Below are 11,117 nucleotides of genomic sequence, written 5' to 3' on the forward strand. Positions count from 1 at the left end.
AAAACCGGACGTCAGCACTCCGACCCGGCCGGGATCGGCCAGGGCGGCAGGGGGCCGGGGCGCGTGGTGAGATTCCGTCCGTTAGGGGATTCGTGGTGGCAGAGGTGTATGACGGGCCGCAGGAGCACGCTGACACGGCGCCGTTCGTCAGCAGGGCTGCGGAGATCGGCCGGCTGGACTCGGTGCTGGAGCGGCTGGGCAAGGGCGGTCCAGCGGTCGTCGATGTCACCGGTGAGGCGGGTATCGGCAAGAGTCGGCTGCTGGTGGAGTTCTGCGCGCGGGCCCGCCGCCGGGGGCTGACCGTGCTGCGTGGCCGGGCCACGGAGTACGAGCGGCACAGTCCGTTCCGGCCGTTCGCCGATGCTTTCGCCGACCTCGACCGGCGAGCACTGCTGGCCTTTCCGGCGCTGTCGGAGCTCTCCCCGGTTCTGCGAGGCGATGTCGAAGGACCGGGCGGGCCGGGTGCCGGCGACCGTTTCGGGCTGTATCAGGCGACGGCGGGCTTGCTGGGACGTGTCGGTGGCGCGGGGCTGGTGGTGATGCTGGACGACCTGCACTGGGCGGACCCGGCATCGCTGGAGCTTGTGGACCACCTCGTCCGGCACCCGGTGCCGGCCCCGTTGCTGCTCGTCGTCTCACGACGTGACCGTCAGGTACCGGCGGGGATCGCCACCGCGCTGGCCCGTGGTGTGGACACCGGAGCGGTGCTGCGGCTCGCGCTGGGGCCGCTGGGAGAACGCGACTGCGTCGAGGAACTGGCCTTCGACCTGCCGCGTCCGCAGGCGGCCGAGCTCTACGCGGTGAGCGAGGGCAATCCGCTGTACTTCCTCGCGCTCCTCCAGGCCCAGCGCGGGGCCCGGCTGCCCCGGACGCCCTCCTCGACAGGCTCGGCCTCCGATGTGTCGGGCGGGCAGAACATCCTGTCCGCCGACCTCAAGGCGTTGCTGATCGACGAGCTGTCGCCGCTGAGTCCGCTGGAGCGCCGGACGGTCGAGGCGGCCGCAGTCCTCGGAGACCACACCACTCCCGCCATGATCAGCGACCTCACCGGCTCCGGCGTGGCCGACATCGTCGAGGCGCTGCAACAGCTGATGGGGCGGGATCTGGTGCGGCCCGGACAGGGGGGACGTGGGCTGGCGCTGCGCCACCCGCTGATCCGGGCTCTGGTCCGCGAAGGCATCGACCCCTGGCGACGTGAGGAGTTCCATCGTCGGGCGGCAGCGGAGCTGGCCCGGGCCGGCGCGTCCGCCGTCGAGCAGGCACACCACCTCGAGCAGTCGCTGACTCGCTGGGACCCGCAGGCGGCCGCCGTACTTGTCGAGGCCGCCGAGCAGACCGCCGTGACCACTCCGGCCATCTCCGCCCACTGGCTGGAGGTCGTGCTGCGTCTCCTGCCGGACACCCTGGAACACCGTTCCAGGCGCCGCGAACTGATGCTGCTTCGCGCCCAGGCGCTCGGCCTGACCGGCGGGTTGAGGGAGAGCCGGAAGCTGCTGCATCAGGTGATCGACATGCCAGTTGCGGACGACGATGCCGTCCGCACGTCCGCGATCGCCCTGTGTGCCCTGATGGAGCGCCGGCTCGGGCGCTACTCGGAGAGCGACGCGCTGCTCCGCCGCGAACTGGCCCGGTCGCCTGGACGACCGGCTGCCCAGACGGTCGAGCTCCGCCTCGGACTGGGCTTCTGCGCGCTGTCCGCAGCCCGCTTCCCGGAGGTGCGCGCGGAGGTCACCGAGGCTCTGGCGACCGCACGTTCCCTCGGTGACGAGGTCCGCGAGGTGCGCGCCCTGGCGCTGGTCGCCATGGGCGAGGCATACGAGGGCGACATGGCCGCGGCCCGCAGGTTCGCCGAACCCGCGGCTCAGCTGGCGGACGCGCTGACCGACGACGACCTCGCCGGCCGGTGCGAATCTCTGTCCAGACTGGCCTGGACCGAGGTATTCCTGGAGAACTACACCACCGCGGAGCGGCACGCCGACCGCGGACTGGAGATCGCCCGGCGGACCGGCCAGCTCTATCTGCTGCCACAGTTCCTCCTGTGCAAGGCCCACGTCCACTTCCACACCTGCCGGATCACCACCGCGTTGGAACTGGCCGACGAGGCCGAGCCCATCACGCGGGCCCTGGGCAGCAGCGAACTGCTCGCCCTCAACCTGGCGTTCAGATCCCAGATCCTGCTGCAGGCACGCCCTCCGGGCGATCCCGGCGCACTGGCCGTCGCCGAGGAGGCAGTAGCCGCAGCCGGAACGAGCGACAGTTGGTGGGCGTCACTGGCCTGGTGCATGCTCGCCTACGCCGCGTACATGGCAGGTGATCCGCACCGGGTACGGGAAGTCCTGCTGCGGGCGGGCGGCGGAAGCGACCTGCGGCGGCTGCAGCCCTCGGTACGCCCCAACTTCCTGGAACTGCTCACCACCGCAGCAATAGCCACCGCCGACGTGGAAGAAGCCGAACACTGGGCCGAGCGCGCCCACAAGGAAGCCGAACAGCTCCACCTGCCGGCCCAGCGCGGAGCAGCTCTGCGCAGCCACGCCCAGATCGCGGCACACCGCGGCGACACGGCCGGCGCGGCCCGGATGTTCGCCGAAGCCGCGGCCGAGAGCGTACGGTCCGGGGCGGTACTGAGGGAGGCGCAATCCCTGCTGCTCGGCGCCCCCCTCATGAAAACCGCCGGAGACGGCCCCCGCGCGGCCGCCATGTGGCGCCGGGGCTCCCACCTGGCCTCCAAGGGCGGAGCACGACTGCTGGCCGGCCTGGCCGAACTGGTACACCCGGCGGTGTTCGAGGGCCCAGCGGCACCGGCGGCACCGGCGGCACCGGTCGAACAGGTCGACCAGGCCGGTGGGCTGGCCAGGTTGACGCTGCGCGAGCGGGAGATCGCCGAGCTGGTCGCCGCAGGCCTCACCAGCCAGGCGATCGCCACCAAGCTCTACCTCAGCCGACGCACAGTCGAGAGCCACCTCACCCGGATCTACCGGAAGACGGCAGTGTCCTCCCGCGCCGCGCTGGCGTCCCTGGTGGCGCGCGGCAGCACACTCGGATAGCACGCGGGGCCCCGCCAACCGCCCGGTTACGCAGGGGAGTTGCGTATTACTACGGATGTACCGGGGGACCGGCGCTGGAATCCTGGACGTACGCAGCCAGTGGCGATGCTGTGCCTCCTACCCTCAAAGGAGCACTCCTCATGAACGTTCCGTTGCCGTTGTTCAGCATGATCTAGTGCCGCATCAGGCAAGGTTCGCCCTGCTACGGTCACCGCCGGGGGGTACGCCCTGCGTGGCGCCCGGCTGGCTGTGTGGGCGGCAGATCGCTTGTGGGTGGGAAGGTACGCTGCCGGAGTGATCCTTCCGACGGTCAATGAGGTACGCGCGCTGCACGAGCGGTACGCGCCATCGCATGAGGCGCTGGACTTCGTCTTCACCCACTGCGAAATCGTCTGCGGCATCGCCGAACAGCTTGTGGCACAGACAGACCTCCCCCTCGACGCCGACCTCGTCCGTGTTGGCGCCCTGCTCCACGACATCGGCGTCTACCGGCTATACGACCAGGCCGGTCGGCTCGATCACCGCAACTACATCCGCCATGGCGTCCTCGGCCACGAGATCCTCCAAGAGGAGGGCTTCCCGGAGCGCCTGCGCCGCTTCTGCTCCTGCCACACGGGAGTTGGTCTTACCCGGCACGACATCCGCGAACAGAAGCTCGCCATACCCGAGGCCGATTATCTGGCCGAGACCATCGAAGAGCAACTGGTCATGTACGCGGACAAGTTCCACAGCAAGACGACACCCCCTACGTTCCTCACCGCCGACTCCTATGCCGCGCACGTGGAAAAGTTCGGCGCGGACAAGGTCCACGCATTCGACCTTCTGCGTGCCAGGTTCGGCGAACCCGACCTGACCTCAGCCAGGGCGCGATACGGCCACGCGCAGGCTTGAGGTCGGCAGCGCCGTGTCAGATAGGTCCGTGCCAAAGCCCCGGGGAGGCCCGGCGACGTTCGCCCTCTTGTGATCTGACGTGCCGTCCGGGTGGCGCGTCTGCGCCAAGCTGTGCAAGTGGCAGAACGGGTACGAGTCCGAGAAATCGATGACGACGAGGGGCAGCAACTGCTGCGGATCGTCCGCCGAGGCACCGGTTCGGTGGTGACTTGGCGGCGGGCCCAGATGGTGCTGTTATCCGCGCAGGGTATGTCGGTGGCGAAGATCGCCGAGGTGACGTTCACCAGCGCGGACCGGGTCCGGGATGTGATCCACAACTTCAACGCCGACGGCTTCGACTCGCTCTACCCCAAGTACAAGGGCGGTCGGCCCAGAACGTTCAGTATGCCCGAGCGACGCGAGATCAAGAAGATCGCCAAGTCCAGGCCGACCGAGCACGGCCTGCCGTTTTCGACCTGGAGCCTGGCCAAGCTGGCCGACTTCCTGGTCGCTGAGGGGGTGGTCGACGATATCAGCCACGAGGGCCTTCGGGTCCTGCTCCGCGAGGAGGGCGTCTCGTTTCAACGCATAAAGACCTGGAAGACCTCACGCGACCCGGACTACGCGGCCAAGAAGGCCCGGGTCGAGCATCTCTACGCGATCGCCGACGGCGAGGTCATACCCGAGGAAGGCGAGCCCAACGTCGTCTTCTGCCTGGACGAGTTCGGGCCGCTCAACCTCCAGCCTCACCCCGGTCGGCAATGGGCCGAGCGCGGCGGCCGACACAAGGGCCCCGGCCGCGAGCCCAGGCCCCGACGCCGGGCGACCTACACCCGCCCACACGGGGTCAGGCACCTGTTCGCCGCCTATGACCTGGGCAAGGATAGGCTTTACGGCCACATCAAGCCGAAGAAGAACCGCACAAGGTTTCTGGAGGCTTGCCGCTACCTGCGTAGCCTCTACTCGCCAGAGATCCGTATCGCGATCGTGCTCGACAACTTCTCCCCGCACCTGACCACGAAGAAGGACAGCCGGGTCGGCGACTGGGCCGCGGCCAACAACGTTGAGTTCGCCTACACCCCGACCAACAGCTCCTGGCTCAACCGCATCGAGGCCCAGTTCACCGCCCTGCGCTACTTCACCCTCGACGGCACCGACCACGCCAGCCACAAAGAACAGGGCAGCATAATCCGCCGCTACATCATCTGGCGGAACAAGAACGCCCAGGACGAGCGGCTACGCGAAGTCGTCAACAGGGCGAACATTGCCTGATGCGGCACTGGCGCGGAACCCCGGGTGTTCACGCCCGGGAGGAAGCGCTTCTTGGCACTGCTCTGACCCGCACGGGCGCACGGGTCTGCGCTATTGACCTCAGCCGGGACGTTTCTGGTTCTCGATGTACTCCTTGATGACAGCGGGCGGGGTGCCGCCGCACGAGGCGGCGAAGTAGGACGGCGACCAGAAGTGTTCGCCCCACAGGTACTTGCGGATGTGGGCGGGGAACTCCTGCCGCAGGCGCCGGGCGGAGACGCCCTTGAGGGAGCCGACGAGCCGGGAGATGGCGACCTTGGGTGGGTAGTGCACGAGCAGGTGGACGTGATCGTGTTCGCCGTTGAACTCCCGCAGCTCCGCGCCGAAGTCGGTGCACACGTCGCGCATGACCTCTTCGCAGCGCCGAAGGATCTCGTCGGTGAACGGTCCGCGCCGGTACTTGGGGGTGAAGACCAAGTGGGCGTGCAGGGTGTGGACAACGCTACGGCCCCTGCGAATATCGGGGTTTGGCTCCCAGCGTGGTGACATAGATCAATGCTACGATCACGCCCGTGAAGATCGTGACGCAGGTCAAGCTCATGCCGGACGCCGCGCAGGCATCCGCGCTTGAGCGCACCCTGGGTACGGTCAATGACGCCGCGAACTGGGTGTCGGAGGTGGCGTTCGAGCACGGCGTGCCGCGTGAGTACGAGCTGCGCGCACACCTACGCCGAACTCAAAACCCGTGGGCTGGGAGCGCAGGCCGCGCAACACGTCATCAAGAAGGTGCGCGACTCGTACACCACGCTCAAGGCCAACATGCGGGCCGGCAGCCTCGGCAAGGAAGGCTCCAGGCGTCGCCGCAAGGCCGAGTCCAAGCCCATCACCTTTCGCCCCGAGGCCGCCCAGCCGTATGACGACCGGTGCCTGAGCTGGCAGTACGACCAGCGGACCGTGTCCGTCTGGACCGTGGACGGCCGGGTCAAGAACATCCGCTTCGCCTGCTCCGCCGACGCGCTCAAGATGCTCCAGGCGCACCGGCCGGGCGAATCCGACCTGACCGAGCGCGACGGCGTGTTCTACCTCCTCGCCACCTGCGACGTGCCCGAGGCCGAGCAGTACGCGCCGGACGGCTTCATCGGCGTGGACCTCGGTATCGAGAACATCGCCACCGCCTCCACCGGCTACCTCGCGGCCGGGCGGGGGCTCAACCGGTACCGCAAGCGACAGCTTGCCCTGCGTGCCAAGCTCCAGAAGAAGCGCACCAGGAGCGCCAAGCGGCGGCTCAAGGCTCGTGCCCGCAAAGAGGCGCGGCACGCCGCCAACCAGAACCACATCATCTCCAAGACGATCGTGACCGAGGCTGAACGCACCGGGCGGGGCCTGTCCCTCGAAGAAATCAAGGGCATCCGCAACCGGGTACGGCTCCGCAAGCCCGTGGGGGTACCTCCCACGCCCTTAAGGCAGTGGGGGAGGGTCGCACTCCACTCCTGGGCCTTCGCCCAGCTCGCAGACTTCATCGTCTACAAGGCCAGGCGGGCCGGTGTGCCCCTGGTCTTCGTTGATTGCGCGTACACGTCGCAGACGTGCGCCGAGTGCGGCCACGTCGACAAGCGCAACCGTGTCGACCAGGGGCTTTTCATCTGCCGGGGGTGCGGGGTCGTTGCCCACGCCGACCGGAACGCCTCCCACAACATCGCCACCCGTGGCGAGAACGTGTGGAATGCGGGGCGTGAGTCACGCGTCCCTGCCACCCCATAACGGGGTGTCTGGACGGAGGAGTCCACCCCAGCAGCCAGTTGGGCACTACCTCCAAGCCCGGTCCTTTAGGGCCGGGTCAAGTTGACTCGAGGAACAGCGCGGCCAGCCGGGGCAGGTGGCGCCGCATCTCATCGTCGTCCTCGACGTCCCAGTCGTCGCCGGTGGCCTTGTCGGGACGCGCCATGTCAGGGACAGCGGCTTGCAACGCGACGTCGAGCGAGTCGGTCTCGCCCTGGACCTTCTGGTATGCGTCCTGGACCAGACGGCTCAGCGACTCGAAGCCGACCCAGCCGCTCTCGCCACGACTCATGCGGACGACCACGGGTAGGCCGGCCAGGCAGTCGGGATCGGCCACGGCCTGGGTGAACGTGTCCCGTCCGAGCAGGGCCAGCCCGTCGCGGAAGTCCATGAAACCGTCGTCTCCGCAGCCGCCCTCGATGAGGTAGGCGGCATTCCACAGTGGACGCCGGTACGCGGAGTCGGTCACCTCGATGTGCTTCAGGTAGAAGTCGATGATTTCCCTACGCTCCAATGTGGCGATCACGTCGGTGAGCGCTTCAGGCAGTGGATCATCAGGCAGGTCCCTGTCGTCGGCCCGGTCGCCGACCGCCCTACGTCCTCGCTCGATGAGTTCCCACCAGTCATTGATCTTCATGGCCAGGGAGCCTAGAACAGGGTTCTGACAACGGACGGTGAGTGAGCTCAGAAATCTCATCGACGGTATCACCCCAGGTGAAGGGGGCTGGCCGACAGGTTGGAGCGCGCCGAATGCCTTACACCTCCAGGCAGCTCAGCGCCTGCATGGCCTCGTACTCGATGCGTGAGAGGTCGCAGAGAACCGCGCCGGCCTGCTGGAGGCACTGTTCCTCGCCTGATTCACCAGCTTCCTCGATCAGCGCTGCTACTTCCGACCACAGGGTGGCTGCCTCGGTGTACAGCGTGTGGCCGGTGCGCAGGTGGCTGCTGTCGAGTAGTTCGGTGCACTCGGCGAGGAAGTCACGGTAGAGGTTGCGGAACAGGGCGCCGCCGGTTCCGGACTTCTCCATCAGACGGGCGGCCTGCGGCAGGTCCTGCCGCGGGTTGTCGGTGCGCTGAAGCCATGTACGTACCAGCTTGCCGGCCTTCTTGATGCCTCGATGGCCGAGGTTGGTGATGGGCGGGTTGAGGAAAGCGTCGGCGCAGGCGGTGATGGCGGGAATGATCCGGCCCTGTGGGGAGGACGGCCTCCTTGGAGTGGTGAGGATGAACGAGCGGTGCTTGGCGGTCATCGGGCCGCGTGCGGCTCTGGCCTGGGCGAGGCCGGCCAGGCTGGTGGTCACCGCGCCACCTTGCTGGTCGGTGTCCATCAGGTAGGCGTCGTGGTCGTCGTAGCCGTACATGGCGACGACATGGCCGCCGAAGTGCGCCTTCGACCCGAAGTAGTCCAAGTAGTAGCTGTCGAGCTGCAGTCCGACCGGGCGGCCGGCGTCGATGGGGGCCGCCACGTTCTCCCACGCCCTGCGGGGCGAGCTCGTCTCCTTGACCAGTAGGTCCAAGCCGAGTCCGGCGGCCAGATTTCTGGTGAGGTCGAAAGGCTTGACCCGCCCTCCGAGAAAGGGGAAGCCCATGCTCTTGCTGTCCCAGTAGATGAAGGAGAGGCCGGAGCCGAGACCGAAGAGCATGGGCTCGGACAGATCGAGCCCCTGGTGCCGCAGCAGCACCCCCAGGGCTGTCGTCTCGCAGTGCTGCGTACCGCGAGCCTCGATGCCTCTTACTACGGTCATGCTGCGCTCTCCTCGACAGGGATGATCAGCCGGGTCATCAGCTCCTGCCCGACATGGATGAACAGCACGCGGCACTACGGAGGCGGCTTGAGTTTATTGGAGCAACCGGCGAGCTTCTTCTACGCCGGCGACCGGCCCCTGCGGGCCGAGGAGATGGCCGACCCGTATCGGCGCGTCATGCTGCTCACCGCTCGTGCCACCAGCCGTGCCGAACGCGCCTGGCTGCGCGAACCCTCGGTGAAGAACGCGCCGCGTCTGTCACCACGGGCACGGCGCGCCGCGTCTGTCACCACGGGCACGCGCGCCGATCCGCCCACGACCGAACGACCCACGAGCTGACCGCCCACGGAGGACCCCATGCTTGCGCCCTGGTACGACGGACAGGGCCCGGCCGCCGATGTCCTGCACGTCGGCGAACTGCCCGACCCGATCCCCGGTCCCGGCGAGGTTCGCGTCCGTGTCACCGTGTCGGGGGTCAATCCCGGCGACACGAAGAAGCGACGCGGCTGGCTCGGTTCATCCATGCCGATCCCAGAGTGATCCCGCACAGCGACGCGGCCGGGCTCGTCGACGCGGTGGGAGACGGAGTCGACACCATCAGGGCTCCCTGACCGCCCAGCTGGTCCGCTGGACAGGCGCGACCGTGATCGCCACGGTCCGCCGCACCGCGGACCTCGACCGCGTCGACCCGGTCGTCGCCTCCCACGCCGTCGCCCTTGACGCCGACGATCCGGCGGCGACGATCCGCGCCTACACGCCGCGGGGCGTCGACCGGATCATCGAGGTCGCCCTGTCCGACAACGCCGACCTCGACAACGCCGTCGCCGCGGGCGGGGCCGTCGCCGCCGCCTACGCCACGGGCATTGGACAGCACCGAGATTCCCTTTTGGCCCCTGCTGCGCTACCCGACCGGCCCGGACAGGCGTTTCACTTCCCGGGCGGCCTCGCCTGCTGCCTGTTCGGCCCGGGACGCGGCTTCGGCAGCCGCCTCACGCTGTTTCTCCGCTTCCTCTCGGTCCCGCTCGGCTCGCTGGAGTTCCTCGCGTGCCTGCCGCAGTCGCCGCTCGGCGGCGGACACCTCCCTTGCGGCTTGGCCGTGCCGGTCGCGTGCCCTCTTCAGCAAGACGTCGGTTTCCGCCTGCGCGGCGCGCAGCTCACGCAGCTGCTGATCGGCGGCCCGGGCCGCCTCGCGGGCCTGACCGAGCTGCTCCTGCTTCTGGCGGCGCCGCTCGGCGACCTCGTCCTTGGCACGAGTCCGTGCAGAAGCCGGCGCGGCCGCCGCTCGGGCCGGCTTCCGGGGCGTGCCGGCCGTCGCGGTCGTGCGGCTGGGGAAGTCCGCCGGCGGGGCGAGGGCGCTCTCCAGACGGCCGGTGGCCCACCGGTCGGCTGCGTCCTGGTCGGCGAGCACGGCGCGCAGGGTGGCTTCGACGTCCCGCTGCACCGTGTCCGACAGCCGGTGTCCGGCCTCGACGGCGAGCTCGGCAGCTTGCCGCGACATCGCGGACACGATGCTCCGGCGCTGCTCGGACAGCGCCTTGATCCCGCCGGCGTCCAAGCTCTGGTAGGCCTCGCGCAGCGCGCGCCCCAGCTCCAGGAACCGTTGGCTTTCCTCCGGCTCGGAGCGCAGCAGCAGGTTCGCTGCCCAGGCCGCGAGGGAGGGACGGCGGGAGGCATGGATTCGACGGGCATCCTCCACGCGTCCGGCCGTCCTGGCCTCAGCTGCCAGCACCTCGCGGCGGGAGACGAATTCGGGTGGCGGCATGGCGTAGAGCTCGCTCAGAGCCTTCTCCACGTCGTGGCCTTCGCTGCATCGCGCACCTTTACGCCGCATGATCATCAGATTCGCCCGGGCCGGGCTGCCGCGCACCTCGAGGCTGCTCCTCGACGCGAAGGGACCAGGGTCACTGGCCCTGCGCCGCACCGCGGTGGGCCCTGGGGCCTCCCCTTCGGGGATGATCTTCGCCTTTTGTCGGCGTCCTACGATGGAACGGTCCCGATCGGCAGTCGGCCCCCTTTCCGGCGGAGCTACGGAGCGATATGTGAGGGGCAACTGCACACCTGCGGCCCGAGCGGGAGCGGTCCCTCGAGATGCTCGACCGGATGTACGACCTCGACCTCTTCCCGGTCTACCACCGCCTCACCCGCCCGGTGCTGCTCTGCTGGGGCCGGGGCAGAACCGGGAGCGGAAAGAACATGCTCGGCCGAATCCTGATGCGCACCCGTGGCCGCCTCCGCATCGAACTCGCCGAGTCAGCCTGAATCCAAGGGCTACCCGGCGCGTAGAGACGGCGCGGGTGATTGTCGTGAGGGGCGCCTTGAGCGCTGTGCGGCTCTAGGGCCTGTGTGACGTTGTGATCAGCTGGCCTTCAGGAGGTCGTTGATCCAGATCATCGAGGCACGGAGGTGGAGGCCGGCGAGGTAGCTCTCG

General features: G+C 68.6%; 8 protein-coding genes and 3 pseudogenes. 7 read left to right on the forward strand and 4 right to left on the reverse strand.

Annotated elements, in window-relative coordinates; all coding sequences use genetic code 11:
* Nucleotides 1-95 precede the first annotated feature (95 nt).
* From ACFU53_RS24915 to ACFU53_RS24925, 3 genes are all read left to right on the forward strand, one after another.
* On the forward strand, nucleotides 96-3,044 hold the full coding sequence (locus ACFU53_RS24915; RefSeq protein ID WP_383996397.1) for an AAA family ATPase: 2,949 nt from the start codon (nucleotides 96-98) through the stop codon (nucleotides 3,042-3,044).
* Between the two features lie 294 nt (nucleotides 3,045-3,338).
* Entirely contained in the window at nucleotides 3,339-3,935 is a 597-nt protein-coding gene (locus ACFU53_RS24920; RefSeq protein WP_383996400.1) for an HD domain-containing protein, read from the forward strand.
* Between the two features lie 117 nt (nucleotides 3,936-4,052).
* On the forward strand, nucleotides 4,053-5,186 hold the full coding sequence (locus ACFU53_RS24925; RefSeq protein ID WP_383996417.1) for an IS630 family transposase: 1,134 nt from the start codon (nucleotides 4,053-4,055) through the stop codon (nucleotides 5,184-5,186).
* A 99-nt stretch (nucleotides 5,187-5,285) separates the two neighbouring features.
* Here ACFU53_RS24925 and tnpA read toward each other — a convergent pair whose 3' ends face one another.
* A complete protein-coding gene (gene tnpA / locus ACFU53_RS24930; protein ID WP_383996403.1) occupies nucleotides 5,286-5,714 on the reverse strand; it encodes an IS200/IS605 family transposase in 429 nt (142 codons plus the stop codon).
* Between the two features lie 50 nt (nucleotides 5,715-5,764).
* Here tnpA and ACFU53_RS24935 point away from each other — a divergent pair.
* A pseudogene (locus ACFU53_RS24935) lies at nucleotides 5,765-6,926 on the forward strand (RNA-guided endonuclease InsQ/TnpB family protein).
* A 76-nt stretch (nucleotides 6,927-7,002) separates the two neighbouring features.
* Here ACFU53_RS24935 and ACFU53_RS24940 read toward each other — a convergent pair.
* Together ACFU53_RS24940 and ACFU53_RS24945 are read right to left on the reverse strand one after the other, a co-directional pair.
* On the reverse strand, nucleotides 7,003-7,581 hold the full coding sequence (locus tag ACFU53_RS24940) for a DUF4240 domain-containing protein (RefSeq protein WP_383996405.1): 579 nt from the start codon (nucleotides 7,579-7,581) through the stop codon (nucleotides 7,003-7,005).
* A gap of 118 nt (nucleotides 7,582-7,699) precedes the next feature.
* A complete protein-coding gene (locus tag ACFU53_RS24945) occupies nucleotides 7,700-8,689 on the reverse strand; it encodes a BtrH N-terminal domain-containing protein (RefSeq protein ID WP_383996408.1) in 990 nt (329 codons plus the stop codon).
* Nucleotides 8,690-8,733: 44 nt separating this feature from the next.
* Between ACFU53_RS24945 and ACFU53_RS24950 the strand changes: the two are divergent.
* Nucleotides 8,734-9,028: pseudogene (locus ACFU53_RS24950) on the forward strand (PadR family transcriptional regulator); the annotation flags it as partial.
* An 18-nt stretch (nucleotides 9,029-9,046) separates the two neighbouring features.
* Nucleotides 9,047-9,588 (forward strand): annotated as a pseudogene (locus ACFU53_RS24955) (alcohol dehydrogenase catalytic domain-containing protein); the annotation flags it as partial.
* A gap of 2 nt (nucleotides 9,589-9,590) precedes the next feature.
* Here the strand turns inward: ACFU53_RS24955 and ACFU53_RS24960 are convergent.
* Nucleotides 9,591-10,520, reverse strand: a complete 930-nt coding sequence (locus ACFU53_RS24960; RefSeq protein ID WP_383996420.1) for a hypothetical protein — start codon at nucleotides 10,518-10,520, stop codon at nucleotides 9,591-9,593.
* A gap of 257 nt (nucleotides 10,521-10,777) precedes the next feature.
* Between ACFU53_RS24960 and ACFU53_RS24965 the strand changes: the two genes are divergently transcribed.
* Nucleotides 10,778-10,948, forward strand: coding sequence for a hypothetical protein (locus ACFU53_RS24965; RefSeq protein WP_383996410.1), 171 nt, complete (start codon nucleotides 10,778-10,780; stop codon nucleotides 10,946-10,948).
* Nucleotides 10,949-11,117 lie beyond the last annotated feature (169 nt).

It is taken from the genome of Streptomyces sp. NPDC057474 (assembly GCF_042802555.1).
GTDB lineage: Bacteria > Actinomycetota > Actinomycetes > Streptomycetales > Streptomycetaceae > Streptomyces.